The following is a 26,049-nucleotide window of genomic DNA, read 5'->3' as shown; positions in this document are numbered from 1 at the left end:
CCCTAGATGGATTTACTGCAGGCTGGAATCATTGCCCTGGCCGGGCTGTGGGCCGGAACGATCAACAGCATTGTCGGTTCCGGCACGCTGGTCACCTTCCCCGTCCTGGTGGCGCTCGGCTTCGCCCCCGTGACGGCAACCATCTCCAACGCCATGGGCCTGATCGCCGGCAACGTCGGGGGAGTCTACGGCTACCGGCGCGAACTTTCCGGGCTCCGCAGCACCCTCAAGGTCCTGTTGCCGGCCTCGTTGCTCGGCGGCGTTACCGGTGCCGCCCTGCTGCTGAACCTGCCCGAAGCAGTTTTTGAATACGCCGCCCCGTTCCTGATTGTGATCGCCCTGCTGTTCGTGGTCTTCCAGCCCCGGCTGCAGAAGTGGGTGCGTGAACGCGAGGCCGCCCAGGCCCGCGAGAAGAGCCACCCCTGGGTGCTGCTGTTCCTGGTCTACTTCGCCGGCGTCTACGGTGGCTACTTCGTTGCGGCCCAAGGCGTCCTGCTGGTCGGGATCCTGGGGGTGTTCCTGCACGGCACCATCCAGCAGGCCAACGCCATGAAGAACGTGCTGGTGCTGGGCGTCAACATCATTGCCGCCATTTCGTACATGATTTTCGCGTTCGACCGGATCGACTGGTGGGTGGTACTCATCATCGCGGTCAGCTCCCTCATCGGCGCCTTGGTCGGTTCCGCCGTCGGCCGGCGGCTCAAGCCCATTGTCCTGCGCGGCATCATAGTTGTCCTTGGCCTCGTGGCGCTGTACGTGATGATCTCGAACCTCATCGCATGAACCTGCAGCACCTGTCCTCGCCCCAGGATCCTCGCGTGGCCGACTACACCCAGCTGACCGACACCGCGCTCCGCCGGCGCCGCGAACCGGCCGAAGGCATGTACATCGCGGAGAGTTCCAAGGTCCTGCGCCGGGCCATCGCTGCCGGCCACACCCCACGGTCCTTCTTCCTGGCCGAGAAATGGCTGGCGGACCTGGAGGATGTGATCACGCAGTTCCCGAAAGTTCCGGTGTTTATCGGCGCACCCGAGGTCCTCGAAGCGATCACCGGCTTCCACCTGCACCGCGGTGCAATGGCCGCGATGAACCGCCCTGCCCCTCTGCCGGTGGCCGCGGTTCTCTCCGGCGCCCGCCGCGTGGCCGTGCTGGAAGACATCGTGGACCACACCAACGTCGGTGCCATTTTCCGTTCCGCCGCCGCGATGGGCATGGACGCGGTGTTGGTCAGCCCCCGCTGCGCGGATCCGCTCTACCGCCGGAGCATCCGGGTGAGTATGGGTACCGTCTTCCAGATCCCGTGGGCACGGCTGGACAACTGGCCGGGCGAACTCGCCCTGCTGCGCCAAGAAGGATTTACGACGGCGGCGCTGGAACTTACCGAGGACGCCATCACCCTCGATGAACTCGAGTCACGCGATTTCGACAAGCTGGCCCTGCTCTTGGGGACCGAGGGTGCGGGCATGCTGCCGGAGACCTTGGCCGGCGTCGATCTGAAAGTCATGATCCCCATGCGTGCGGGCGTGGATTCCCTCAATGTGGCCGCTGCCAGTGCGGTGGCTTTCTGGGCCTGCCGCCCTGACTGAAATGCCCGGGACATGGATGCCCGCGGCGAAGGGGCCGCTGCCAAGCCGGGTTGCCGTCCGGTTTCGACGTGCGGGCTTGGATACGGTAGTGTTTATTGCTGGTCCTGTGTGGACTGCTCTCTTTCCAATCCTTAAAGCCGCTGGCAAAATCCAGGGGCGCGATCAAAGGTTACACAATGAAGTCTGATATTCACCCGAAGTACGCCCCGGTTGTTTTCCGCGATCTGGCGTCCGGCGTTTCCTTCCTGACCAAGTCCACTGTTGGTTCCAACAAGACTGTTGAGTGGGAAGACGGCAACACCTACCCGCTTATCGAGGTTGAAATCTCCTCCGAATCGCACCCGTTCTACACCGGCAAGCAGCGCATCATGGACAGCGCCGGCCGCGTGGAGCGCTTCAACGCACGCTTCAAGGGCTTCGGCAAGAAGTAATTCTTCGCCCGCAGCTTTCCGCGAATGCCCGTACCGCTTCGGTACGGGCATTCGTGCATTAACCGGAACCTCACGCCCTCGGGAGGTTAGGATGCGACTAGGCCCACCGGCCGCAGACACGAGCACGACTGAACCGCCTTCGTCGAATGGAGAAGTCCGCCATGTTGAAAATCGCGATCATTCTCGGCAGCACCCGCCCCGGCCGCACCGGCTCACCCGTGGCCAACTGGGTCTATGAACACGCCCGCCAGCGTACCGATGCCGAGTTCGAGCTGATCGACGTCGCCCAGCAGAACCTGCCTCTGCTCGACGAGCCGATGCCGCCGTCCACCGGGCAGTACAGCAAGGACCATACCAAGGCCTGGTCGGCGAAGATTGCCCCGTTCGACGGCTACATCTTCGTCACCGCGGAATACAATCATTCGGTCCCCGGCGCCCTGAAGAACGCCATCGACTTCCTGTACGCGGAGTGGAACAACAAATCCGCCGGATTTGTCAGCTACGGCAGCGCCGGCGGCACCCGCGTGGTTGAACATCTTCGCGGGATCGCGGCCGAACTGCAGCTGGCCGACGTCAGGGCCCAGGTCTTCCTGCCCTTCGATGATGAATTCGACGACGACCAGGACTTCGTCCCCACGGACGAGGCCACCGAGGCCCTCACCCCGCTCTTCGACCAGGTCATTGCCTGGGCCGGCGCGATGAAGACCCTGCGCAGCTGACCTGCCTCGCTTCGCGCACTGGCCGCCGTCGATGGTAAGACTGAAACGTTGGGTTGGTAGGCGTGGAATAGGGAGCGCAGATGTCAGAGCACCGGCACGGTGAATACAAGGTCCTCGGCGGCAAGCTGGTCGTCGCCGACCTCGATGTCCTCGATGGCCGGCTGGCCAATGTTTCGATCAGCGGCGACTTCTTCCTGGAACCGGACGAGGCTCTGGGGGACATCAACGCAGCCCTGAACGGCCTGTCCGCGGAGGCCGGCCATGGCGAGTATTCCGCAGCCATTTCCGCCGCGCTGGCTGCCGACGTCGTGCTTTTCGGATTTTCGGCCGATGCGGTGGCAGTGGCAGTACGCCGGGCCTTGGCCAAGGCGACCGGCTGGCTTGACCATCACTGGCAGGTCATCGGGCCGCAGGCGCTGCCCATCCACCTCAACGTTGCCCTGGACGAGGTGCTGGCGCGGCGGGTGGGCGAAGGCAAACGGCCGCCCGCGTTGCGTTTGTGGGACTGGGACGAGCCGTCCGTGGTCATCGGCAGCTTCCAGTCCGTGCGTAACGAGGTGGATCCGGACGGAGCCGAGCGCCACGGCGTCACGGTGGTCAGGCGGATCACCGGCGGGGGAGCCATGTTTATGGAGCATGGCAACGCCATCACGTACTCCCTCTATCTGCCACAGACGCTGGTGGACGGGCTGTCCTTTGAAGCCTCGTATTCGTTTCTGGACGCCTGGGCCATGGCTGCACTGAAGAAGGTGGGCGTGGAGGCGTTCTACCAGCCGCTCAATGACATAGCGACGCCGGAAGGCAAGATCGGCGGGGCCGCGCAGAAGCGGTTGGCCAGCGGCTCCATGCTGCACCACGTGACCATGTCCTATGACATCGACGCGGACAAGATGACCGACGTGCTGCGGATCGGCAAGGAGAAGATCTCCGACAAGGGCATCAGCAGTGCCAAAAAACGGGTAGACCCGCTGCGCCGGCAGACCGGGTTGTCGCGCACCGAAATTATCACCACCATGATGGATACCTTCAAAGACCGCTACGGGGCGGTGGAAGCCGGGGTTTCCGAAGAGGAACTCGCTGCCGCCAAGGAACTGGCGGCCACCAAGTTCGCCACCGACGAATGGCTCAACCGCGTGCCCTGAACCTTCGGTGCGAGGAAGTCCGAAACGAGGCGGTTGAAGTCGTCGGGGCGCTCGATCGCCGCAACGTGCGAGGCCCCGTCTCCGCGGATGACTTCGAACCGGGCGCCGGGGATGGCGTCGGCGACCTCGCGGGCTATCCAAGGTGGCGTCAGCAGGTCCTGCTCGCCAACGAGGACAAGAGTGGGTGCCGTGATTGCGCCCAGCCGGTCCAGGGCGTCGAACCGCAGGTAGGCATCTGCCTGCCGCCCGTAGGCCTCGGGACTCATCGGATAGGGATTGCTTGCCAACAGCGCGGCAGTGTCCTGCACGGCCTCGTGGTTCCGGAGGAAGGCTGTGGAGAACAGCGACACGAACTGCTGCCCGCCAAACACCTTCCCCGTAGCGTCGTTCGCCTTGACCCAGCTCCAGATCTGGATCGGGTCGACGGCGCTTCTTGCCGGCGCAGCTCCCGTTCCGGCGAGCACCAGCCGGTCCACTCGGTCGGCGTGCCGTAGGGCGAATTCCTGGGCAATCATTCCGCCCATGGAAAGCCCCAACAGGTGGGTTCGGGCAATCCCCAACGCGTCAAGCAGGCCGGACAGGTCATCTGCCATGTCTGCAATGGTGTACGGGTGGCTGGCTTTCGAGCTGCGGCCCGCGTCCCGGTTGTCGACCAAGACCACCCGGAACCGGGGGGACAGGGCCGGGACCTGCGCCAGCGTCCAGAGCGTCGAGTCGTAGCCGATTCCCATCACCAGGACGAGTGCAGGTCCTTCGCCGTGAATTTCGTAATACAGCACCTGCCCATTCGTCTGCACCGTGCCCGATGATGGCAGCTTTGTCTGGTTCGTGTTCATTTTGATGCTCCTTGTGCGTGACCCGTCATCCGCTCGCGGCGTCTCCCGCGGCCAGGGTTCGGGCTTGGTAACCCCTATGCGTGAGGAACACTGTTACATGGGTAACCCCCGGTGTTACGCCGGGGCCGGGTCTGAGCAGGCATGCCTGCGGATCGGTGAACGATGTACGACGACGCCGAAGCGCCGCTGGTGGAGCGGGCGCGCGAGGCATACTCCAGCGGCGAGTGGTCGCAGGCGTACGACCTGCTCGTCGGACTGGACGCGCGCGCTCCGCTTTCGGTGCAGGACCTGGGGCTTCTGGCCGAAGCCGCCTATGCCGCCGGTCATCTCGACGTGACGATCGAGGCATGGGAACGCGCGCATGCGGAGGCTGTGCGTCTCGGCGACCCGATCGCAGCGGCCGCTGCGGCTGCCCGCGTTGCCTTGCATCTGCTCATTGATACTGCGCTGATGGCGCCGATCCGCGGGTGGGTCAAACGGGCAGAGCGGCTCTTGGTGGGGCATGAGGAGACGCCGGTCCATGCCTGGCTGGCAGTCATCAGGAGCTACGAGCGCCTGATGATAGGCGACGTTGGCGCCGCGCGCGAATGGGCCGGCCGGGCCGTCGAGGTGGGATCGATCTGCAACCCGGCAGCGGCTGCCGTCGGCAGGGTGGCAGAGGCTCACGCCGTAATTCTGGAGGGGGACGTCCGCCGAGGCCTGATACTTGCCGACGAAGCGGCGGTGGCCGCTGTCTCCGGTGAACTGGATGCCGTATCGACGGGAATGGTTTACTGCGAGCTCGTGTGCATGCTCCAGGGGCTCGCTCAGTACGACCTCGCCGAGGAGTGGACGGAGGCCATGGAGCGGTGGCGCCACGGAAACGGTATCGGCAGCGCCCATGGTCGCTGCCGTGTCCACCGCGCCCAGATCCTGCGGCTGCGCGGAGCAACCGCCGAAGCGGAGCAGGTGGCCTTAGCGGCCTGCGCGGAGCTCCGGCCATATCTTCGGCGTGAGTTCGGGTGGCCACTTACAGAATTGGGCCGCGTGCGATACCAGCTGGGCGATCTCCATGGTGCGGAGGAGGCTTTCCTCGCAGCTCGCCAGGCTGGGTGGGATCCGGAACCGGGACTCGCCCTTGTGCGGCTGGCTCAGGGCGACGTGGCTTTGGCGGCAGCATCCATCCGGGACTCACTCGATCATCCCGTGACCGTCCCTTCCAAGGAACTCCCGCCGAACACCGGACTACGCCGGGCTCCGCTGCTGGCCGCGAGGGTCGAGATCGAAGTGGCGGCCGGAGATCTCGTGGCCGCCCGCGACTCCGCCGACGAACTTGCCCAGGTAGCCGCATCGTTCGAAAGCAGGGCATTGTCTGCCAGTGCGGCTATGGCGAACGGACGGGTGCGGCTCGCCGCCGGCGACGTTCCCGGCGCCCGGAGTGCCTTCCAGAGTGCCGTGCAGCTGTGGAGCCTGGTAGGAGCACCCTATGAAGTCGCCTTGGCCCGCACCGGGCTCGCACAGGCGCACCCCGCAGCGGGGGATGAAATCAGTGCCGGCCTTGAGGTGGCGGCTGCCGATGCCGCCGTCGAAATCCTGGGAGCAGGCCATAAGGCAGAAGAGCGCAAACGCGGGCCCAACTCCTTTCGCCGGACAGGCGACTACTGGTTCATCTCATTTGAGGAAAACACTGTTGCCCTGCGCGATCTGAAGGGGCTTCACTATCTGGCGCGGCTCCTCGCGCATCCCGGCAGGGAGTTCCACGTGCTCGACCTCGTATCGAGCGGGACTGATCCGGCTGCGGTCCATGCGGGTCTGCTTGATCCCGAGCTCGCGTCTTCCGGCTGGGGAGACGCAGGCGCGATGTTGGACGACCAGGCGAAAAACGCCTATCGTCGGCGGCTTGCGGAGATCGATGAGGACCTCGATGAGGCCCGTCTCATGCGGGACCGTGGCCGCGTTGTCCAGGCGGAGGCGGAACGCGAGTTCCTCATCAGCGAGCTATCGAGGGCTTTCGGACTCAGCGGGCGTGGCCGGCGCGCCGGCTCCGCCTCCGAACGCGCCCGCGTCAGCGTGACCCGGGCAATCCGCCATGCCATGGACCGGATCCGTGAGCACGACCCGCCGTTGGCGGAGCACCTCGAGCGGGCCATCCGGACGGGGGCTTACTGCGTCTACCTCCCGGACTCACGCGTCAACGAGGCCTGGATAACCTGATCAGAATGCCTGGACCAACTGCCGCCCCTGCACCGTGAGGGCGCGGAGCAGATGGTCGCGCTGCTCGATGACGATCCGGCGCAGGGCGGCCGGCGCCTCGCTGTGTCCGGCCAGCCATTCGTCGCTACGGACAACGACGGCGTGCTGCCGCGGCTCCGTGCCCGGCTCGAGATCCTGGGCGAGGGGAAAGAAACCCCTGACAATACGGCTGGCGATCTCGATGCTCTTCTGCGCCCAGACGCTTTCGATGCTCTGGAAGTACGGCTCGACGTAGGGATCCAGCAGTTCATGGTCGGCGGCGGTAAACCCGTCGATGGTCGCATCGAGCAGTTGGTTGGACAGCTCGGAGCCGGCCACTGCGTCAGCCCAGGCCTGCGCCTTGACCGCAGGATCGGGACGCGCTGTCATGGCTGTCAGGTGGCCGGCTCTGCCCGCTGCGGTCAGGTCCGACGCCAACTCCGTGTCCAGCTGCTCCTGGGCGGCGTGGCCGGTGGCGGCGAGGGCCTGCCAGAAACGCCAGCGCAGCTCGGAGTCCAACGTCAGCCCGCCAACGCTGGCAGTGCCGTTCAGCAGTTCTGCGATGTAGCCGGCACAGCGCGGAGTCGAGCGGGATAGCGCGGCCAGCGACCGGGCCCAGGTCAGCTGTTGGTCGCTGCCGGCTGTGGCCTTGCCCAATTGGAGCCGGACGGAGTCAACAAACCGCTCCCGCTGCGTCGTCCGCTCATCTGCCGGCAGGTAGCGGTCCAGTGCGGTCCCGGCACAGTCGAGCAGTACCTGCAGCACCCCGTTGTCCGACTCGGCGGGAGCGAAGCGATCCACGGCACCAAGGTAGTCGGCCGGTGTCAGCAGTCCGTCGCGGGTCATGTTCCACAAGGTTGACCAGCACAGGGCGCGGGCCAGCGGGTCAGTGACCTTGTCCAGGGAAGAGAGCACGGTCTGCCGCGAGGCAGCATCGAACCGGACCTTGGCGTAGGTCAGGTCGTCGTCGTTGACCAGCAGCAGCGCCGGGGCGGGCCGCCCCGCGAGCTCCTGAACGTCCGTGACCGCTCCGGCCAGATCCAGCTCCACTGAATCGGTGCGTACCAACGCACCACCGGCGTCGAAGTCGTAGAGACCGAGCCGGAGCCGGTGCGGCCGGTCCACGGTCCGGGCGGTAACGGGATCAATAGCATCCTGGAGCAGCCGCACCCGAGCCAGCCGATCGCCGTCGTACTCAATCTCCGGAACCAGCGTGGAAATGCCGGCAGTCTGCAGCCACAGGGAGGACCAGCGGCGCATGTCCCGCCCGGAGGCGTCGCTGAGGACGGTCAGGAAATCGTCCAGGGTGGTGTTCGAGTAGGCGTTGTCCCGGAAGTACTGGCGGGCGGCGCCGATAAAGGCGTTGAAGCCGACGTAGGCGACCAGCTGCTTGAGCGCCGAGGCGCCCTTGGCATACGTTATCCCGTCGAAATTCTGCTTGGCGGCCTCCAGGTCCCGGATGTCGGCGACGATCGGATGCGTAGTGGGCAGCTGGTCCTGGACATAGGCCCAGGCTTTGCGGCGGTTGGCGAAGGCGACCCAGGCGTCCTTCCACGCGGTGGCTTCCACCAGCGCCAGCGACCCCATGTAGTCGGCGAAGGACTCTTTGAGCCAGAGGTCGTCCCACCACTGCATCGTGACCAGGTTGCCGAACCACATATGGGCCATCTCGTGCATGATCGTGTTTCCGCGTGCCTGGTACTGGGCACCCGTGGCCCGGGATTTGAAGACGTAGGTCTCGGTGAAGGTGACCAGCCCGGGGTTTTCCATGGCACCGAGGTTGTATTCGGGCACGAAGGCCTGCTCGTACTTGCCGAAGGGATACGGATACTCGAACAGCTCGTGGAAAAAGTCCAGTCCGGCCTTGGTGATCGCGAAAATATCCGCCGCGTCGAAGGCCTCGGCCAGCGACGTGCGGCAATAGGCGCCCAGCGGCACCTGCAGCTCGGTGCCGTCCGCAAGGGTGCGCTTCCAGCTGTCCTCGACGAAGTGGTACGGGCCGGCGAGGACGGTGGTGATGTACGTGGAGATGGGCTGGGTCGGGGCAAAGCGCCGGATCGAGAACCCGGGCGTCGAGGTCATCTCTTCACACACGGCCAGCGGGCTGTTGGAGGACACCTGCCAGTCCGACGGCGCGGCGACATTGAAGGTGAAGCTGGCCTTGAGGTCAGGCTGTTCGAAGTTCGCGAAGACCCGGCGGGCGTCGGCCGGTTCGTACTGCGTGTACAGGTAGATCCGGCCGTCCGCGGGGTCCACGAACCGGTGGAGCCCCTCGCCGCTGCGGCTGTAGAGAGCAGTGCCGACGATCGTGACCTGGTTTTCGGCGGCCAGGTCCGCGAGGTGGATACGCGAGCCGTCCACGACGGCGTCCGGATCCAGCTGGATCCCGTTCAGCATGACCGAGTGGATGCCATCGTGAATGAAGTCCACAAAGGTCCCGGCTCCCGGTTCGTTGCACTTGAACGTGATGACGGAGCGGGAAATGTAGCCGGTTGACTCCGGGTCCAGGACACCTCGCAGATCCAGCGCTACGTCGTAGTTCTCGACTGCGACGAGTTCTGACCGTCGGCGGGCTTCTGAGCGGCTAAGATTCTCGTTCTTCACCCGGCCCATTTAACCACGGTGGCCGCTGCACCGATCGCTAGAACTCGCACCGCTCCGCTGTGAACACGCTGTTGTGGAGCAAAAGCGTGTTCCGGAGCCAAATACGTGAAACGCTTTTGCCATGTCGGACTTGTTTGAGGACTACGCTACCGCGGCAAAACGCAGCCCTGCCTTCGACGAGATGTTCGGCGCGGGCCAGATGCCGCGGGCCGAGTATGCGCATGTAGCGGCCGCGCTGGGCGAATTGACGTTGGCGGATGTCACCGCACGGGCAGATTCCATGGCCCGTACCTTCCTGGACCGGGGAGTCACGTTCGACTTCGCCGGCGAGGAACGGCCCTTTCCGCTGGATCTGGTGCCGCGGATCATCTCCGGGTCCGACTGGAACATCCTCGAGCGCGGTGTCACCCAGCGGGTCCGGGCACTGGAGTCCTTCCTGGACGATGTCTATAACCGGATGACAGTGGTAGCGGACGGCGTCATCCCGCGCAGGCTCATCACCTCGAGCGCCAACTTCCACCGCGAAGCGTACGGCTTCGATCCGGCCGGCGGCGTGCGCGTGCATATCGCCGGAATCGACGTGGTCCGCGATCAGGCCGGCACCTTCCGTGTCCTGGAGGACAACGTCCGAGTTCCCAGCGGCGTCAGCTACGTGATCGAGAACCGCCGCGCCATGGCAAAGGGCCTGCCGGAGGCATTCGGGCAGCAACCCATCCGGCCGGTCGAGGAATACCCGCGGCGGCTGCTTACGGCGCTGCGCAAAACCGCACCTTCCGGCGCCGAGGATCCGACCGTCGTCGTACTCACTCCCGGCGTTTTCAACAGCGCCTATTTCGAGCACACCCTGCTGGCCGGATTGATGGGCGTGGAGCTGGTCGAGGGACGGGACCTGATCTGCCGTGGCAACCGCGTCTACATGCGTACCACCGGCGGCGAACAGCGTGTGGACGTGATCTACAAGCGGATTGACGACGAGTTCCTCGACCCGCTGCAGTTCAGGTCCGATTCGATGCTGGGCTGCCCGGGCATCGTTAATGCGGCCCGGGCCGGCAACGTGACGATCGCCAATGCGGTGGGCAACGGTGTAGCTGATGACAAACTGGTTTACAGCTACGTGCCCGACCTGATCCGCTACTACCTGAGCGAAGAGCCCATCCTCCCCAATGTGGACACCTTCCGGCTGGAGGAACCCCAGGCCCGCGAAGAAGTCCTGGACCGGCTCGATGAGCTGGTGGTCAAACCGGTGGATGGATCGGGCGGCAAAGGGCTGGTGATCGGGCCGGATGCCACCAAGGAGGAGCTCGAGATGCTGCGCGCCAAGGTTCTCCAGGATCCGCGCGGCTGGATTGCCCAGCCGGTGCTCCAGCTGTCCACGGTGCCCACCATGTCCGGCGGCCAGTTCAGCCCCCGGCATGTGGACCTACGCCCCTTTGCGATCAACGACGGCGACGACGTCTGGGTGCTGCCCGGCGGATTGACCCGGGTGGCGCTGAAGGAGGGGTCGCTGATCGTCAACTCCAGCCAGGGCGGCGGCTCCAAAGACACCTGGGTGCTCGCCGACGATGCGCCCGACACGCAGGTCGAAACGACCGGCCGTCCTGCCGTTGTGCCTGCACCGCCGGCGCGGGAACAGGCGAGTGTCTGGCCCGTGGATTCAAACTGGCCCGACAACCAGCCGGAACAGTGAAGGACGTTGTGACATTGAACCAAGGAGGCAGGAACCGATGCTGAGCCGCATTGCGGAATCCCTGTTCTGGATAGGCAGGTATGTGGAACGCGCCGATGGCACGGCGCGCATCCTGGACGTCAATCTGGAGCGGCTGAACCAGTTGCAGCCGGACGAGCAGCGTCTGGTGTCGCGGCAGCTGCTTGGGATCATGGGTGCGCGGCCCGACAGCGATGACTTCGGCCTGGGGGATCTGCTGAACAAGCTCGCCTATGACAGGGTAAGTCCGACGTCCATCGCCGGCGCCCTCGGGGCCGCACGCGAAAACGCCCGCCGCGCGCGCGAAACGGTCTCCTCAACGCTCTGGGAAGGGCTGAACACTACCTGGTACGGGCTCAGCCAGCACCGCAAGGATGTGGTGGGCACGTACCGGTTCTGCCACTGGGTGCTGGAACGCACAGCCATGATTAAAGGCCTGGCCGATACCACCATGAGCCACGACGAGAGCTGGCAGTTCCTTGCCCTGGGGCGCAGCCTCGAAAGGGCGGACATGACGGCCCGCATGCTCTCCACCCAGGGGGTGCTCTCTGCCGGGCTGTCCTGGGTGAATATGCTGCGTTGCGCGGGGGCTTACGAGTCCTTCCTCCGCACCCGGCGCGGGGCCTCAGGCGAAGAACAGGCCGCGGAGTTCCTGCTGCTGGACCGGTTGTTTCCGCGGTCCATTGTCTATGCGCTGAGCGACGCGGAAAAGGCCCTCGAGCGTCTGGATCCGTCGTACCAGCGGATCGGCTTCATCAATGACGCACGCAGGATTGTCGGCCAGGCCCGCACCTTCCTGGAGTTCCACCAGCCCGTTGATCTGCTGGCCGAGTTGCCCGAGCACATGGACCGCGTCCAGAGGGCCTGTGCCCAGGCCTCGGATGCCGTCACACGGACCTACTTCGCCCAGCCCATTGATCTGTCCTGGGTAGGGGAAGTCTCATGAGCCGCCTGCGCATCGAACACCGGACCGGATACCGCTACGACCGCGACGTCACGCTCTCCTATAACGAGGCACGGATGACGCCCCTCACCGACTCCCAGCAAGTGGTGCTGGAATCATCCCTGACGGTCAGCCCATCGAGCGCCGTCGTCAGCAATTACCGCGACTACTGAGGCACCCGGGTGACGGCCTTCGACATGCAGACGGCGCACGATTTCCTCGAAGTCACCTCGCTGACCACAGTAGAGGTCCACCGCAGCCAGAGGCTTCCGGCCGTGGAGGAAACGGCAGACTGGGACGTGCTGCGGTCGGATCCGGTCCTGGACGACTATGCCGATTGGCTGCCGCAGACCCGTCTCAGTGAGCCTGGGGAAGAAGTCCAGACGTCGGTGCGTGCGTTGACGGAAGGCCTGCCGCCGCATGAGGCCGCACATGCCCTCATGGCCTGGCTGAAGGCGGAAATGCAGTATGTCCCCGGTGTCACGGGTGTGCAGTCCAGCGCTGAAGAAGTATGGAATCACCGCAAGGGCGTCTGCCAGGACCTGGCGCACCTGGGCATCGGCGCGCTGCGTGGCCTCGGTATCCCGGCCCGGTACGTCTCCGGGTACCTGCATCCCAAGCGGGACGCGGGGATCGGCGAGACGGTAACAGGGGAGTCCCACGCGTGGCTGGAGTGGTGGGACGGAGAATGGCGCAGCTGGGATCCTACCAACGCCGTCCCGATCAGTGACCTGCATGTGTCCGTGGCACGCGGCAGGGACTACCGCGACGTCTCTCCGCTGAAGGGCATACTCTCCGGCGGCGGCAGGTCCGAACTCAAGGTGCAGGTCGAGGTAACCCGGCTGGCATGAAGACGCAGAGGAGCGAAATGACCGAGCTACCTACCGTGGAACTCCACATCCACATCGAGGGAACGCTGGAGCCGGAGCTGATCTTCCGGCTCGCCGAACGCAACGGCATCAAGCTGCCGTATGGAGATATCGAAGAGCTGCGCCGGCACTATGAGTTCATCGACCTGCAGTCCTTCCTGGACCTGTACTACAGCAATATGGCCGTACTCCGGACCGCGGATGATTTCGCCGACATGACCAGGGCGTATCTGGCGCGCGCGGCTGCCGCGGGTGTCCGCCACGCGGAAATCATGATGGACCCGCAGGCCCACCTGTCCCGCGGAATCCCCTTGACTACCTCGGTGGGAGCCGTTGCCGAAGTGCTGGCGAAGAGTGAATCCGAATTCGGAGTCAGCACTGAACTGATAGCAGCATTCCTACGGGATCGCCCCGCGGAAGAGGCCCTCGCCGTACTGGACGAGCTGCTTGAGATGGAAGTGCCGATCATCGGTATTGGCCTGGATTCAGCCGAGCGGGACAACCCGCCCCGAAACTTCGTGGCACTGTACGAAAGGGCCCGTCAAGCGGGCCTCAAGTGCGTGGCACATGCGGGGGAGGAGGGGCCGCCGGACTATATCCGCGAGGCGCTGGATCTGCTGGCAGTGGACAGGATCGACCACGGCATCCGGTGCATGGAGGATGAGGAACTGGTGGAGCGCCTCGCCGCCGAACAGGTTCCGCTCACGGTGTGCCCGCTATCCAACGTGCGGCTGCGGGCTGTGGAAACGTTGAGCGCGCACCCTCTGCCGCGGATGCTGCAGCGTGGCCTGAACGTGTCCGTGAACTCGGACGATCCGGCGTACTTCGGCGGTTATATGGACGAGAATTTCCGCCAGGTGCGTGCGGCCTTCGGTTTCGGTACCGCGCAGCTGGCCGATCTGGCGGCCAATTCCGTCAGGTCAGCCTTCCTGACGGACACTCGTCGGCGCGAATTGCTGGCCGAGGTCGAACAGTGGCGGCAACAGCACGAGTAGAACGCGACAAGGTTGCATCCCTGTAGCCGGAGCTACCATGGTGATGGCTTGTAGTCCTTCAGGAAGCAGCCGTGGAGGTCCACGCCCTCTTCCCCTTGGACCACGGGATCGTAGACACGGGCCGCACCGTCGACAAGATCCAGTGGGGCGTGGAAACCCTCGTCGGCCAACCGCATCTTGGTGTGGTGCGGCCGCTCATCGGTGATCCAACCGGTGTCCACGGCAGTCATCAGGATGCCATCCTCGGTGAACATTTCTTCGGCGCTGGTCCTGGTGAGCATGTTCAGCGATGCCTTGGCCATATTGGTGTGCGGATGGCCGGGACCCTTGTAGCGGCGCGAGAACTGGCCTTCCATGGCCGACACGTTCACGATGTATTTCCGCCGTGCGGGCGAGGCAGCCATTGCGGGCCGCAGCCGGCTGACCAGCAGGAACGGCGCGGTCACGTTGCACAGCTGGACTTCGAGCATTTCCAGCGGATCCACTTGGTCGACAACCTGCGTCCAGCTGTTGATGTGCGTGATGTCCGGTACTAGTCCACCGGCGTCGATCGCCGTTCCGTTGCTGATCCGCTCCGGCGTCGCGGAACGGGCGGTCAACGCCAGGGCGGTAATCTCGTCTGCTGCAAGCACCGGGTGGGAGGAAACCGAGCCGGCCAGGGCGATCGGATGCTTGTCATGGGCGTGGCCGAAGGTCACCAGTTCGGGGGCAGCGCCGGATCCAGCGGGCAGCGGCTCCGATTCGGCGTCCACCAGCGGCCGGTAGGCGTTGGGGGAGCGGCGCACGGTCTGGGCGGCATTGTTGATCAGGATGTCCAGCGGACCCGCTTCGGCGACGGAATCGGCCAGAGCAATGACCTGTGCCGGATCGCGCAGGTCGATGCCGACAATGCGCAGCCGGTGGATCCAGTCCGCACTGTCTTCCAGCGCCATGAAACGGCGCGCGGCATCCTTGGGGAAGCGGGTCGTGATCGTGGTGTGGGCGCCGTCGCGCAGCAGCCGCAAAGCGATGTACATGCCGATTTTGGCGCGGCCACCGGTCAACAGGGCACGCTTGCCGTGCAGGTCGGCCCGCGCTTCCCGTTTGCCGTGGCTGAATGCGGCGCACTCGGGGCAGAGCTGGTGGTAAAAGGCGTCCACCTGGGTGTACGGCTGCTTGCAAATGTAGCAGTTCCGCGGCCGGATCAGGTGCCCTGCCACGTCGCCCCGGGCGGAGGAGGTCAGCTGCAGGCCCTGGGTTTCGTCGTCGATCCTGTCCTCGGCCGCGGTAGCAGTCCGCGACATGACCTCACGGTCGGCGGCAGCAACGGCGTCGCGCTTTTGGACCTTGCGGTGCCGCTTGACGGACTTGAACATTTTCCCGGTGGCGCGGCGCACTGCCACATAGTCCGGATGGTCCTCATCCAGCACATGGATCTGCTCGAGCACTTTCACGCATGCGGCGATTTCTTCCGGGGTCAGGTCTGGCTTGCTCATGTGGTGCTGTTTCACTCCGGAAGACTTGGCAGGGGACGGCCCGCATTAATACCGGGCCTTGCCAAGTTTACTGCCCCCGGGCTGTGTCCGTTGAACCCGGGGGCAAGGACCTGCTTACGGGGTGGCCACCGGCGACGGGTCCTGGAGCAGGACTTCCTGGCCCTTGCTCAAGACGGTCAAGCCGGAATCTGTCACGGTAAAGCCGCGCGACCGGTCCAGCGCGGCATCGACGCCGATGCTGGCGCCCGCAGGCACGTGCACATTCTTATCCAGAATGGCCCGGCGGATGACAGCGCCTTCGCCCACCGTGACCTTGTCCATCAGGACGCTGTCCGATATTTCTGCCCGCTCGGCCACAAAGACATTTGTGGCGAGAACCGAGCCGGAGACCTCGGCACCGGAGACCACAACACCCTGGGACAGGATCGAATCAAGCGCGGTACCGGCGGCACCGCTGACACCGCGGACCAGTTTGGCCGGCGGCGAGACGGACTGCCGGGTGTAGATGGGCCACTCAAGGTTGTACAGGTTGAACGCCGGCAGCGGGCTGATCAAATCCATGTGCGCGTCGTAGTAGGAATCCAGCGTTCCGACGTCGCGCCAGTACTGCTGGTCGGCAGCCGTGGAACCGGGAACGTCGTTGGCCGTGAAGTCGTAGACGGCAGCCTCACCGCGGTTCACGAAATACGGGATGATGTCCCCGCCCATATCGTGGTTCGTGTCCAGGCGTTCGGCGTCGGCTTCCAAGGCGGCCAGGAGCGCGTCGGTATTGAACACGTAGTTGCCCATGGATGCCAGGAAGCTGTCCGGATCATCCGGCAGGCCCGGTGTGCTGGCGGGCTTTTCGACAAAGGCCTTGATCCGCGCCGGCGCCTGCGGGTCGGTTTCGATCACGCCGAACTGGTCAGCGAGCCGCAGCGGCTGGCGGACCGCGGCCACGGAGGCCGGGGCGCCGCTGGCAATATGGTCCTCAACCATCTGGGAGAAGTCCATCCGGTACACATGGTCCGCCCCGATAACGACGACAATGTCCGGGTTTTCGTCATGGATCAGGTTCAGCGACTGGTAAATGGCGTTGGCGCTGCCCAGGAACCAGCTCTTGCCGCGGCGCTGCTGCGCCGGCACGGATGCCACGTAGTTGCCCAGCTGGGTTGCCATCCGCCAGGTCTCGGAGATGTGCCGGTCAAGACTGTGCGACTTGTACTGGGTCAGCACCACAATCTTCCGGTACTCCGAATTGACCAGGTTGGACAGCGCGAAATCGATCAGCCGATAGCTGCCCGCAAACGGCACGGCCGGTTTGGCCCTGTCTGCCGTCAATGGCATCAGCCGCTTGCCCTCGCCGCCTGCTAAGACTACGGCGAGAACTTTCTTCTGTGGCATTGCATTTTCCCCGTTCAGTCGCGTAGTTCGTCCGTGAACCAACTATGAAGTCCCCCACGACTTCAGACTAGAGGAGAACCCCCGGGTGCACTACGTTAGGTTTCGTGCGGATAGATATTGTGACGAAGGAATTCCCCCCTGCCATCTATGGCGGCGCCGGTGTTCATGTGGCCGAGCTCAGCCGTGTGCTGGCAGACAAAGTGGACCTGCGCGTCCACGCATTCGGGGCTGACCGCCCCGCTGACTTCCATGGGGCGACGGTGCGCAGCTATGCGGTTCCGGCGTCCCTGAACGAGGCCAATCCGGCGGTCCAGACACTCGGAGTTGACCTCGAAATGCTCGCGGGAATCGAGGGCGCCGACCTGGTCCATTCACACACCTGGTACGCCAACATGGGCGGGCATCTGGCCAGCCTGTTGCACAACATTCCGCACGTGTTAAGCGCGCATTCACTCGAGCCGCTCCGCCCGTGGAAGGCCGAGCAACTCGGAGGCGGCTACGCGGTTTCTTCCTGGGTTGAGAAGACGGCCTATGAGGCCGCGGCGGCAATCATCGCGGTGTCCGCCGGAATGCGGAACGACATCCTGCGCAGTTACCCCAACGTGGACCCGGACAAGGTGAAGGTCGTCCACAACGGCATCGACGTCGAATTGTGGCAGCGGGATGAAAACGACGACGCCGTTCGCGCCCTTGGTATTGATCCGTCCCGTCCCAGCGTGGTGTTCGTGGGCAGGATTACCCGTCAAAAGGGCGTGCCCTACCTGTTGCGTGCGGCCAAACTGCTTCCGCCTGAGGTGCAGGTTGTGCTCTGCGCCGGCGCGGCCGACACGCCGGAACTCGGGGCCCAGGTCAACGCCTTGATCGAAGACCTGCGCGCGGAACGCGACGGCGTGGTGCTGATCGAGCGGATGCTTCCCCGGAACGAGCTCATCCAGGTGCTCAGCCATGCGACCGCCTTTGCCTGCCCGTCCATTTACGAACCCCTTGGCATCGTTAACCTCGAAGCCATGGCCTGTGGTGCCGCGGTCGTCGCCAGCGCCACCGGAGGCATTCCGGAGGTAGTCGACCATGGCGTCACCGGCACGTTGGTTCCGCTGGAGCAGGTCCAGGACGGCACCGGAACGCCGCTGGATCCCGAAAAGTTCGTGCAGGATTTCGCCGCCGCGTTGACTGAGACGGTCAACGACCCGGCCCGCGCCCGGAAGCAGGGCGAGGCCGGACGGCGCCGGGCGGAGGAGCATTTCTCCTGGCATTCCATCGCGGAGACCACTCTTGAGGTCTACCGCAGCGTACTGAAGTAGAACGTTAGGCCCCGCCGAGTCGGCAACTTTGGCCGGCGGGGCTGGGCGTTTGTCAGCTCCCGGCCGCGGCCTGGCGTTTCTCTCGCTTGGCCGCCGCCTTCTGGCGGGCGATGAGGATCTTCTCATCCACGGGAGCCTCGCCGCTGGCCCGGCGTCTGCGTGCATAGGCCATGGCCTCGTCCTGGCGCGCGCCTTCCGCACCGGAGGCGATTTTCGCGCGCAAATGCTCCGGGCCGTAGCCAAAGGCATCCACAAGGTCCAGCGAGAACGGGCGCAGACGGGAAAACAGCCTGTTGATGTAGTCGCCGAGCGTCCTGGCGCGCTGCGCGGAGAGCCGGCCGTTCATCAGGTACCAGCCGAGGTTCTTCTCCACCAGACCCAGCCCGAACAGGTCACGGACCCAGGTCAGGACCTGGCGGGTGTCCCGGTCCTCGATGCCGGGCAGCGCCCTGGTGAAGGCCTCCCACTGCAGCAACTCGGCATGGGCCCGCGCCGCCTCGATGAGTTCGTTCTGGTGCTCATTGAACAGCGCTGCGGCTTCGGCCTGGGGCATCCTGTTGGCGCTGCGCAAGGCATTGCCCGCCTCCTTGACCATCGCGGACACCCGCTCCGTCAGCAATTGGCGCTGGGTGTTTTCATCCTTGAGATAATTGGCGGACTTCTTCTCGGAGCCACTGTCCACAAAGGTCTGGGCGACCTGCCGCAGGCCGGTCCTATGCAGCGTGGCGTCGGCGGCCTTGTGGGCCACCCAGCGGGCCATCACGCCGAAGTCGGCATGGCGGAATTCCTTGGCGTAGTCCGCCAGCAAACGCTTGGCGACCAGCTGCAGCAGGACGTTGTTGTCCCCCTCGAAGGTAGCGTAGACATCCAGATCGGCGTACAGCGACGGGAGCCGGTTCTCGGCGAGGTATCCGGCGCCGCCGCAGGCCTCGCGGCACTCCTGAATGGTGTCAAGGGCGTGCCAGGTACTCAAGGATTTGAGGGCCGCGGCCAACGTCTCCAGGTCCTGTCGGTCTTCGTCGGTGTCGTGGGCTCCCGAAAAGACACCATCGAACTGCTCGAGCAGTTCCTCATGGGCGAAGGAGGCCGCATATGTCGTCGCGAGCCGCGGCAGCAGGCGCCGCTGATGGCGCTGGTAGTCCATCAGCACTTCCTCGGTAGTGTCCGAAGCTGCGTTGAACTGGCGACGCTCGTTGGCATACTTGATCGCGATGGACAGTGCTACCTTACTTGCGGCCACGGCTGCACCGTCCAGGGACACCCTGCCCTGCACGAGAGTCCCCAGCATCGTGAAGAAGCGCCGGCCCGGACTGGCAATGGAGGAGCTGTAGGTGCCGTCTGCGGCGACGTCACCGTAGCGGTTGAGCAGGTTGGTGCGGGGAATGCGGACGTGGTCAAAGTGCAGCCGGCCGTTGTCGATGCCGTTCAAACCACCCTTGAGGCCATCATCCTCACCGCCGACGCCGGGCAGGAAGTTGCGCTGTTCGTCGCGGATGGGCACAAAGAAGGCGTGCACACCGTGGTCAACCCCGCGGGTGATCAGATGCGCAAAAACGACGGCGGCAACCCCGTCCTTGGCGGCGTTGCCCAGATAGTCTTTCCAGGCCGCGCGGAACGGAGTGTGCAGCACGAATTCCTGGCTCTGCGGATCGTATGTGGCGGTCGTGCCGATGCTGGCGACATCGGAGCCATGCCCCGTTTCCGTCATGGCAAAGGCGCCCGGAATATCCATGTTCATGATCCCCGGCAACCACTTGTCGTGGTGTTCCTTCGTGCCCAGGTGGAGCACTGCTGAGCCGAAGAGCCCCCATTGGACACCGGCCTTAATCTGCAGCGACGGATCCGCCACCACGAGTTCCTCGAAGCCAGCGATGTTGCCGCCGTGGTTGTCTTCTCCGCCGAGGTGTTTCGGGAACGCGCGGTGGACGGCACCGCTGTCCACGAGGTATTTGAGCTGACCGGTTACCCGTTCCCGGTGTTCGGTCATGGTCAGCCCGTCGATGCCCTGAACCTCGGGGCGGCCGGCCAGCTCGCGTGCCTGCCGTCGGATGTCCGCCCATTTGCCGAGCAGATGGCCGCCCAGAGCGGCAACATCGACGGCGGCCGGGGCCGCGATGCCGTCTTCCGGGAGTTCGGGGGCGCTTGTTTGGGGGACTGTCACTTGGGTCATCCTTGATCCTTCAGCTGGTGGTTTTGTTCTTGTTGCTAGTGCTGGTGCCGGCATTCGACGCGATCTGGGCGATACCGTCAAAGAGCCAACCGGTGAGCTGCTCCGTCATTTGCTCCCTGCTGGGCTTATCGTCACCTTCGGGTGTTCCGAGCCAATGCTCGCCAGCCGCACGGACCATGCCGATGGCGGCGGGAGGCCAGTATGCAGCGGCTTTGAGCTGGGCTTCGGTGCTCATGCCGGCTGTCAGATGGGCACGGAACGGAGCCGCCATCATGGTCGTCACGGCCGCGAAAAAGTGGCTCAGGACCGCTGCGCCACCGGCGCCGTCCGGCTCGATTCCCGTTGGAGCAGATGGGTCTGCTCCGCCGGGCCGGGTAACAAAGGCATAGACATGGGGCGATGATTCAGCCATCTGCAGGTAGACCGAAACCATCGCGTGCAGGCCTTCGCGGGCCGTTGTTGCTGTCTCCGCCGCTTCCTGCAGTTTGTTCTGCATGCGTCCGATCACCACTTCGCCGACCGCCCGCTGGAGACCTGCCTTATCGCCGAAATAGCGGTAGAAGACTGGTTTGGAGGTGCCTGCCGCCGCGGCGATCTCTTCCATCGAAGCGTCCGGACCCAGCCGGTGCACAGCCTGCCGAGCCGCCCTGATGAGTTCCCGGCGCCGTGTCACCCGATGGGCATCCCACCGCGCCGATCTTCCATCTGCTGCAGGTTGTCCGTGCGCAAGAGCTGTATTCACGATACCTAGCGTATCAGGTACGCTAGGTAGCAGTAATACCTGATCTGCCACCAAGCTCCGAGGAGAATGCCCCCATGGCTGCTTCACCAGATGTATCCGCCGCTTCCACTGACTCCGCCGCTGGTGCGGGAATCCGCAAGGCGGTAGTCATCGGTGGAAACCGCATCCCCTTCGCCCGCGCCAATGGCGCCTACACCAACGCCAGCAACCAAGACATGCTCACGGCGGCACTCGATGGCCTGGTTGCACGCTTCGGCCTGCAGGACGAACGTATCGGCGAAGTCGCCGCCGGGGCGGTACTCAAGCACTCCCGGGACTTTAACCTCACCCGCGAAGCCGTGCTCGGCTCCGCCCTCTCACCGGAGACGCCCGTTTACGACCTGCAGCAGGCCTGCGCCACTGGGTTGGAAACGGTCATGGGACTGGCGAACAAGATCAAACTGGGCCAGATCGAATCGGGAATTGCGGGCGGTGTGGACTCCGCCTCGGACGCACCGATAGCAGTCAGCGAGGGACTGCGCGCAGTACTGCTGGAGCTCAACCGCGCGAAGACCCTGCAGCAGAAGCTCACGGCTGTGGCCAAACTCAGGCCAAAGGACCTGGCACCCAACGCCCCTGGTACGGCCGAACCTCGTACCGGGCTGTCGATGGGGGAGCACCAGGCCCTCACCACTGCCGCCTGGAACATCTCCCGGGAAGCACAGGACGAACTGGCCCTGGCCAGTCACAAGAACCTTGCCGCCGCCTATGACCGCGGCTTCTTCGACGATCTGGTCACCCCGTACCATGGCCTCACCCGCGATGCGAATCTTCGCGCCGACACCTCGCTGGAGAAGCTCGGCAAGCTTGGACCGGTATTCGGCAAGAGCCTGGGCGACAAAGCAACAATGACCGCCGGCAACTCCACACCGCTGACCGACGGCGCCTCGACGGTCCTGATCGGCTCGGAAGACTATGCCCGCGCGCACGACCTGCCTATGCTTGCGGACATAGTCGACTCGGAAGCGGCAGCCGTGGACTTCGTGCACGGCAAGGAAGGGCTGCTGATGGCGCCGGCCTACGCCGTGCCGCGGTTGCTGGCGCGGAACAACCTCACCTTCGATGACTTCGACTACTTTGAGATCCACGAAGCTTTTGCCGGCACCGTGCTGTGCCATCTGGCGGCGTGGGAGAGCGAAGAATTCTGCCGCAACAAGCTCGGGCTGGACAAACCGCTCGGCGCCATCGACCGCAGCAAACTCAACGTCAACGGTTCGTCGCTCGCGGCCGGTCATCCCTTCGCAGCGACCGGGGGACGGATTGTAGCGGCGCTGGCCAAGCTGCTCCATGAGAAAGCGGCAGCGGAGGGCAACCGCGGACGCGGACTGATTTCGGTCTGCGCAGCAGGCGGACAGGGCGTCGTAGCCATCCTGGAGGCCCGCTAAGCCATGACGGATTCCTACCTGACGCTCGTCAACAGCGGGCTGTCCAAGAACATTGCAAAGAAGCTTGGCCTGCCACGGCCGGCCATCCTGCGGCGCTACCACCCGGGCCAGCCCTTGGTCCCCGGACCCGTGCTCCTGATCGGCAGCAGTGCCGGTACCGAGGCGCTGGCCACGGAACTGCTGGCCTGGGGACTCGATGTGCGCCGGCACGCCGGGCCCAAGGACAAGCTGGGGGCGATCATCGCTGTGCTGGACGAGGTATCCGATCCCGAGGACCTTGCCGAGCCCATGTTGGCCGTCGGCTCCTCGCTGCGGAGCCTCCTCCCGGGTGGGCGCGTCGTGACGATCTCGCGTCCGGCCTCCACTGCGGATGCCCCGGCACGGGCCGCTGCCCGGCAGGGGATCGAGGGCGCGCTGCGCTCCCTGGCGCATGAACTGCGTGGCGGCGCTACCGGAAACGGCATCTTGCTCGACGACGCCGTAGACGCCCAGGCGCCGAGTGCGCTGGCAGCCCTGCGCTTTTTCCTGTCCGGACGCAGTGCTTACGTGGATGGTCAGTTCGTGCTCGTCGGGTCGCCACAAGGAGAGTTGCCGGCAGACTTTGACCGGCCGCTGGCAGGGCAGGTCGCCGTCGTTACCGGTGCAGCCCGTGGCATCGGCGCTGCCATAGCCAAGGTCCTGCACCGCGACGGCGCCCGGGTCATCTGCGTGGATGTACCGGCCGCCGGCGAGCAGCTGGTGAAGGTATCCAATGAAACCGGCGGAACGGCGCTGCAGCTCGATATCACCGGTGAAACCGCCGGGCAGAAAATCCTGGATCACGCCCACAGCCGCTATGGAAGGCTGGACATCGTGGTCCACAATGCCGGCATTACCCGGGACAAACTGCTGGCGAACATGGATGAAGCAAAGTGGAATTCGGTGATCAGCGTCAATCTCGCCTCCCAGCTGCGGATCAACGAGGTACTGCTCGCCTCCGAGCTGTTCCCGCAGGTTCCGCAGGTGGTCTCGCTTGCTTCGACCAGCGGCATCGCCGGCAACCGGGGGCAAACTAATTATGCGGCCTCTAAAGCCGGGGTCATCGGCATGGTTGCCGCCTCCGCGGCGGCCTTCGCCGAACGCGGCGGCACCATTAACGCCGTCGCTCCCGGCTTCATCGAAACAGAGATGACGGCAAAGATTCCCATGGCGACGCGGGAAATCGCACGCCGGATGCTGCCGTCCCTGCAGCAGGGCGGACTTCCGCTCGACGTCGCCGAGACAATCTCCTTCCTGGTCAGCGATGCGGCCGGCGGCATTAACGGACAGACCTTGCGGGTCTGCGGCCAGAGCCTGGTGGGCGCATGAGCACCCGCGAAGCTATTGCGCTCCCGGAACTGCCGTCCCTGTCCAAGCTGTATGTCAGCGCCCTGTCGACGGCCGCGCGGACCAAGCTGGGGGCGCTGGAACGCAGCCATGCCCTGCCCCACGTGCAGCACACTGTCACGGATGTGCAGGTCAGCCTGGAGCACGTCACCACGTTCCAGCACCTGCTGCACGGCACGGTGCGGGACAGCCTGCCCTCCGTGTTCGTCCACTCGGTAGCGTTCCCGGTAGTCATGAGTGTGCTGACGCGCCCGGATTTCCCGCTACCGCTGCTGGGCATGGTCCATCTGGGCAACCGGGTGCGGCACCTGCGCAGCATCGACTTCAGCGAACCCCTGGCGGTCACTGCATGGGCGGAAAACCTGGCCGGCCATCACGCCGGCACCTGCGTGGACGTGCGTGTGGACGTCCAGGCAGCGGGGGAGAACGTCTGGGAAGGCACCTCCACCTACCTGGCCAAGGGACTGTACGTTCCCGGGCTGGACAAGGCGAGCCGGCCCGAAAGGCAGGACTTCGTGCCGCCCCAGCCGACAGCCAAATGGCGCCTGGGCCCGGAAGCGGGACGGGAGTATGCCGCCGTCTCCGGCGACTTCAACCCGATCCACCTGAGCGCGCTGTCCGCCAAGATCCTCGGTCTGAAACGTTCAATCGCGCACGGCATGTATCTGGCCGCGAGGGTCATCAACAGTGTCGAGGCCGTCGCAGCGGAGCCGTTCGCCTGGGACATCGAGTTCGCCGCACCGGTGTTCCTGCCGGCCACGGTTGCCCTGCGGATCGAGGACCACGAAGCGGACGGCCGGTGGGATTCTGCGGACTTCACCGGCTGGGGCGAGCGCAGCCACCGCAAGCACTTCAGCGGCAGTGTCCGCGCGCTCTGACCCGCCGGAAGTATGCTTGGCACCATGACTGAAGACCACCGATTTCTGAAGCGTGCCCGCGAGCTGGACACAGCGGACCCGTTGGCGTCGTTGCGGGCCCGCTTTTTGGGGCACGACGACGCCACGGTCCCCGCCTATCTTGACGGTAACTCCCTGGGACGCCCGCTCCAAGCCAGTGTGGAACGGGTCCAGGAACTGATGGTGCACCAGTGGGGCGGCCGCCTGATCCGCGGCTGGGACGAGGCCTGGCTGCAGCTGCCGAAAAGCATCGGCGACGAGCTGGGCCGGGTGGCACTGGGCGCTGCGCCGGGCCAGTGCATCGTGGCGGATTCCACCACAGTGCTCCTGTACAAACTGGCCCGGGCCGCAATCCAGGCCCGCCCCGGACGTAACCGGATTGTCATTGACCGCGACAATTTCCCGTCCGACCGGTTCATCGTAGAGGGCATCGCGGACGAATGCGGACTCGAACTGGACTGGCTCGAGGCACCGCAGGATGGCGGCGTGGACGCCGGACTGGTCCGGTCGGTCGTAGGTCCGGATACGGCGCTGGTACTGCTCAGCCATGTGGCCTACCGGTCCGGGTATCTGGCCGACATGCCCGCGATTACGCAGGCAGTGCACGACGCCGGGGCCCTGGTCTTGTGGGATCTGTGCCATTCCGTTGGTGTCGTCCCGGTGGAGCTGGACGCCTGGGGCGTGGACCTCGCCGTCGGATGCAGTTACAAGTACCTCAACGGCGGTCCCGGCGCCCCGGCCTGGGCCTATGTCAGGGCCGAGCATCAGCATTTCCGCCAGCCGATCCAAGGGTGGATCGGCAGCGCCGAGCCCTTCGAGATGGGGCAGGGCTATGAGCCGGCAGCGGGCATCGGCCGGTTTGCAAGCGGGACACCCCCAATCATCGGCATGACGGCCATCCAGGACATGGTGGACCTGATCGGCACCGCCGGAATCCACAATGTCCGCGCCAAGTCCGTGGCCCTGACGGAATTTGCCGTCGAGGTGACGGACGAGCTGCTGGCGGGCTACGGCGTCGCTATTTCCTCACCTCGGGACCCCGCGCAGCGCGGCAGCCATATCACCATCGACCATCCGTCCTTCAAGAAAGTGGTGGGCAGGCTCTGGGACCAGGGAATCATTCCGGACTTCCGCGAACCTGACGGCCTGCGGCTGGGACTGTCGCCCTTGTCCACCAGCTTCGAAGAAGTGTACGTCGGCGTGGCAGCGATCGAGGCGGAACTGGCGCTCGGCTGATCGCGGCTGTCAGCCG

20 protein-coding genes and 1 pseudogene are annotated in these 26,049 nt (G+C 65.0%); 15 read left to right on the top strand and 6 right to left on the bottom strand.

Going from position 1 to position 26,049, the window contains the following annotated elements:
- Window positions 1-6: 6 nt before the first annotated feature.
- From HGO92_RS21050 to lplAB, 5 genes are all read left to right on the top strand, one after another.
- A complete protein-coding gene (locus tag HGO92_RS21050) occupies window positions 7-783 on the top strand; it encodes a sulfite exporter TauE/SafE family protein (RefSeq protein ID WP_169998361.1) in 777 nt (258 codons plus the stop codon).
- Window positions 780-1,586: a TrmH family RNA methyltransferase gene (locus HGO92_RS21045; RefSeq protein ID WP_169998359.1), complete on the top strand. Its 807-nt coding sequence runs from the start codon at window positions 780-782 to the stop codon at window positions 1,584-1,586. The genes HGO92_RS21050 and HGO92_RS21045 overlap by 4 nt, the downstream gene beginning before the upstream one ends.
- 176 nt (window positions 1,587-1,762) lie before the next feature.
- Window positions 1,763-2,017 (top strand): type B 50S ribosomal protein L31, encoded by a 255-nt coding sequence (locus tag HGO92_RS21040; RefSeq protein ID WP_074702428.1) that lies wholly within the window; start codon window positions 1,763-1,765, stop codon window positions 2,015-2,017.
- 161 nt (window positions 2,018-2,178) lie between these two features.
- The gene (locus HGO92_RS21035) at window positions 2,179-2,736 is read left to right on the top strand and encodes an NADPH-dependent FMN reductase (protein WP_169998357.1); all 558 of its coding nucleotides are present in this window, start codon (window positions 2,179-2,181) and stop codon (window positions 2,734-2,736) included.
- A gap of 80 nt (window positions 2,737-2,816) precedes the next feature.
- Window positions 2,817-3,878, top strand: a complete 1,062-nt coding sequence (gene lplAB / locus HGO92_RS21030) for a lipoate-protein ligase LplAB (RefSeq protein ID WP_169998355.1) — start codon at window positions 2,817-2,819, stop codon at window positions 3,876-3,878.
- Here the strand turns inward: lplAB and HGO92_RS21025 are convergent.
- Window positions 3,773-4,714 carry an alpha/beta fold hydrolase gene (locus tag HGO92_RS21025; RefSeq protein ID WP_169998353.1) on the bottom strand — a complete coding sequence of 314 codons (942 nt, stop codon included), beginning with the start codon at window positions 4,712-4,714 and terminating at the stop codon, window positions 3,773-3,775. The genes lplAB and HGO92_RS21025 overlap by 106 nt on opposite strands.
- A gap of 162 nt (window positions 4,715-4,876) precedes the next feature.
- On the opposite strand from HGO92_RS21025, the gene HGO92_RS21020 reads away from it, so the two are divergent.
- Window positions 4,877-6,907: a hypothetical protein gene (locus HGO92_RS21020; protein WP_205834880.1), complete on the top strand. Its 2,031-nt coding sequence runs from the start codon at window positions 4,877-4,879 to the stop codon at window positions 6,905-6,907.
- Here HGO92_RS21020 and pepN read toward each other — a convergent pair whose 3' ends face one another.
- Window positions 6,908-9,529 (bottom strand): aminopeptidase N, encoded by a 2,622-nt coding sequence (gene pepN / locus HGO92_RS21015; RefSeq protein ID WP_169998351.1) that lies wholly within the window; start codon window positions 9,527-9,529, stop codon window positions 6,908-6,910. It lies immediately after the preceding gene.
- 121 nt (window positions 9,530-9,650) lie between these two features.
- Between pepN and HGO92_RS21010 the strand changes: the two genes are divergently transcribed.
- The 4 genes and pseudogenes from HGO92_RS21010 (at window position 9,651) to HGO92_RS20995 (ending at window position 14,041) form a co-directional block, all read left to right on the top strand.
- Window positions 9,651-11,216 (top strand): circularly permuted type 2 ATP-grasp protein, encoded by a 1,566-nt coding sequence (locus HGO92_RS21010; protein ID WP_169998349.1) that lies wholly within the window; start codon window positions 9,651-9,653, stop codon window positions 11,214-11,216.
- Between the two features lie 37 nt (window positions 11,217-11,253).
- Window positions 11,254-12,180, top strand: a complete 927-nt coding sequence (locus HGO92_RS21005; RefSeq protein ID WP_169998347.1) for an alpha-E domain-containing protein — start codon at window positions 11,254-11,256, stop codon at window positions 12,178-12,180.
- Window positions 12,177-13,028: pseudogene (locus tag HGO92_RS21000) on the top strand (transglutaminase family protein). Before HGO92_RS21005 ends, HGO92_RS21000 begins: the two are co-directional and overlap by 4 nt.
- A gap of 17 nt (window positions 13,029-13,045) precedes the next feature.
- The gene (locus tag HGO92_RS20995; protein WP_240974838.1) at window positions 13,046-14,041 is read left to right on the top strand and encodes an adenosine deaminase; all 996 of its coding nucleotides are present in this window, start codon (window positions 13,046-13,048) and stop codon (window positions 14,039-14,041) included.
- A 32-nt stretch (window positions 14,042-14,073) separates the two neighbouring features.
- Here the strand turns inward: HGO92_RS20995 and HGO92_RS20990 are convergent, their stop codons facing one another.
- Both HGO92_RS20990 and glgC read right to left on the bottom strand, forming a co-directional pair.
- On the bottom strand, window positions 14,074-15,516 hold the full coding sequence (locus tag HGO92_RS20990) for an SDR family NAD(P)-dependent oxidoreductase (protein WP_169998343.1): 1,443 nt from the start codon (window positions 15,514-15,516) through the stop codon (window positions 14,074-14,076).
- A gap of 114 nt (window positions 15,517-15,630) precedes the next feature.
- Window positions 15,631-16,899, bottom strand: a complete 1,269-nt coding sequence (gene glgC, locus HGO92_RS20985; RefSeq protein ID WP_169998336.1) for a glucose-1-phosphate adenylyltransferase — start codon at window positions 16,897-16,899, stop codon at window positions 15,631-15,633.
- 104 nt (window positions 16,900-17,003) lie between these two features.
- Here glgC and glgA point away from each other — a divergent pair, with 104 nt between their 5' ends.
- A complete protein-coding gene (gene glgA, locus HGO92_RS20980) occupies window positions 17,004-18,200 on the top strand; it encodes a glycogen synthase (protein ID WP_169998334.1) in 1,197 nt (398 codons plus the stop codon).
- 52 nt (window positions 18,201-18,252) lie between these two features.
- On the opposite strand, the gene HGO92_RS20975 is transcribed toward glgA, so the two are convergent.
- The gene (locus tag HGO92_RS20975; RefSeq protein ID WP_169998332.1) at window positions 18,253-20,370 is read right to left on the bottom strand and encodes an acyl-CoA dehydrogenase family protein; all 2,118 of its coding nucleotides are present in this window, start codon (window positions 20,368-20,370) and stop codon (window positions 18,253-18,255) included.
- A gap of 10 nt (window positions 20,371-20,380) precedes the next feature.
- Window positions 20,381-21,112 carry a TetR family transcriptional regulator gene (locus HGO92_RS20970; protein WP_346769046.1) on the bottom strand — a complete coding sequence of 244 codons (732 nt, stop codon included), beginning with the start codon at window positions 21,110-21,112 and terminating at the stop codon, window positions 20,381-20,383.
- A 74-nt stretch (window positions 21,113-21,186) separates the two neighbouring features.
- Between HGO92_RS20970 and HGO92_RS20965 the strand changes: the two genes are divergently transcribed.
- From HGO92_RS20965 to HGO92_RS20950, 4 genes are read left to right on the top strand one after another with little or no spacing between them, the layout of a single operon-like run.
- Window positions 21,187-22,536, top strand: coding sequence for an acetyl-CoA C-acetyltransferase (locus tag HGO92_RS20965; RefSeq protein WP_169998330.1), 1,350 nt, complete (start codon window positions 21,187-21,189; stop codon window positions 22,534-22,536).
- A gap of 3 nt (window positions 22,537-22,539) precedes the next feature.
- The gene (locus HGO92_RS20960; RefSeq protein ID WP_169998328.1) at window positions 22,540-23,883 is read left to right on the top strand and encodes a 3-oxoacyl-ACP reductase; all 1,344 of its coding nucleotides are present in this window, start codon (window positions 22,540-22,542) and stop codon (window positions 23,881-23,883) included.
- Entirely contained in the window at window positions 23,880-24,779 is a 900-nt protein-coding gene (locus HGO92_RS20955) for a MaoC/PaaZ C-terminal domain-containing protein (protein ID WP_169998326.1), read from the top strand. The genes HGO92_RS20960 and HGO92_RS20955 overlap by 4 nt, the downstream gene beginning before the upstream one ends.
- Window positions 24,780-24,803: 24 nt before the next feature.
- Window positions 24,804-26,033, top strand: a complete 1,230-nt coding sequence (locus tag HGO92_RS20950; protein ID WP_169998324.1) for a kynureninase — start codon at window positions 24,804-24,806, stop codon at window positions 26,031-26,033.
- The last annotated feature ends 16 nt before the right edge of the window (window positions 26,034-26,049 follow it).

The sequence above is a fragment of the Crystallibacter degradans genome (assembly GCF_012952295.1).
In the GTDB taxonomy this organism is placed as follows: Bacteria; Actinomycetota; Actinomycetes; order Actinomycetales; family Micrococcaceae; genus Crystallibacter; species Crystallibacter degradans.
This window is presented reverse-complemented; position numbering and strand designations above follow the sequence as displayed.

Excerpts from the sequence above, each read along its gene's own strand:
- HGO92_RS20975 (WP_169998332.1), bottom strand. The coding sequence starts at position 20,370 with ATGACCCAAGTGACAGTCCCCCAAACAAGCGCCCCCGAACTCCCGGAA.
- HGO92_RS20950 (WP_169998324.1), top strand. The coding sequence starts at position 24,804 with ATGACTGAAGACCACCGATTTCTGAAGCGTGCCCGCGAGCTGGACACA.
- HGO92_RS21040 (WP_074702428.1), top strand. The coding sequence starts at position 1,763 with ATGAAGTCTGATATTCACCCGAAGTACGCCCCGGTTGTTTTCCGCGAT.
- HGO92_RS21050 (WP_169998361.1), top strand. The coding sequence starts at position 7 with ATGGATTTACTGCAGGCTGGAATCATTGCCCTGGCCGGGCTGTGGGCC.
- HGO92_RS21045 (WP_169998359.1), top strand. The coding sequence starts at position 780 with ATGAACCTGCAGCACCTGTCCTCGCCCCAGGATCCTCGCGTGGCCGAC.
- HGO92_RS20990 (WP_169998343.1), bottom strand. The coding sequence starts at position 15,516 with ATGAGCAAGCCAGACCTGACCCCGGAAGAAATCGCCGCATGCGTGAAA.
- HGO92_RS20965 (WP_169998330.1), top strand. The coding sequence starts at position 21,187 with ATGGCTGCTTCACCAGATGTATCCGCCGCTTCCACTGACTCCGCCGCT.
- HGO92_RS21005 (WP_169998347.1), top strand. The coding sequence starts at position 11,254 with ATGCTGAGCCGCATTGCGGAATCCCTGTTCTGGATAGGCAGGTATGTG.
- glgC (WP_169998336.1), bottom strand. The coding sequence starts at position 16,899 with ATGCCACAGAAGAAAGTTCTCGCCGTAGTCTTAGCAGGCGGCGAGGGC.
- HGO92_RS20955 (WP_169998326.1), top strand. The coding sequence starts at position 23,880 with ATGAGCACCCGCGAAGCTATTGCGCTCCCGGAACTGCCGTCCCTGTCC.
- HGO92_RS20960 (WP_169998328.1), top strand. The coding sequence starts at position 22,540 with ATGACGGATTCCTACCTGACGCTCGTCAACAGCGGGCTGTCCAAGAAC.
- HGO92_RS21025 (WP_169998353.1), bottom strand. The coding sequence starts at position 4,714 with ATGAACACGAACCAGACAAAGCTGCCATCATCGGGCACGGTGCAGACG.
- HGO92_RS20995 (WP_240974838.1), top strand. The coding sequence starts at position 13,046 with ATGACCGAGCTACCTACCGTGGAACTCCACATCCACATCGAGGGAACG.
- HGO92_RS21010 (WP_169998349.1), top strand. The coding sequence starts at position 9,651 with ATGTCGGACTTGTTTGAGGACTACGCTACCGCGGCAAAACGCAGCCCT.
- lplAB (WP_169998355.1), top strand. The coding sequence starts at position 2,817 with ATGTCAGAGCACCGGCACGGTGAATACAAGGTCCTCGGCGGCAAGCTG.
- HGO92_RS21020 (WP_205834880.1), top strand. The coding sequence starts at position 4,877 with ATGTACGACGACGCCGAAGCGCCGCTGGTGGAGCGGGCGCGCGAGGCA.
- HGO92_RS21035 (WP_169998357.1), top strand. The coding sequence starts at position 2,179 with ATGTTGAAAATCGCGATCATTCTCGGCAGCACCCGCCCCGGCCGCACC.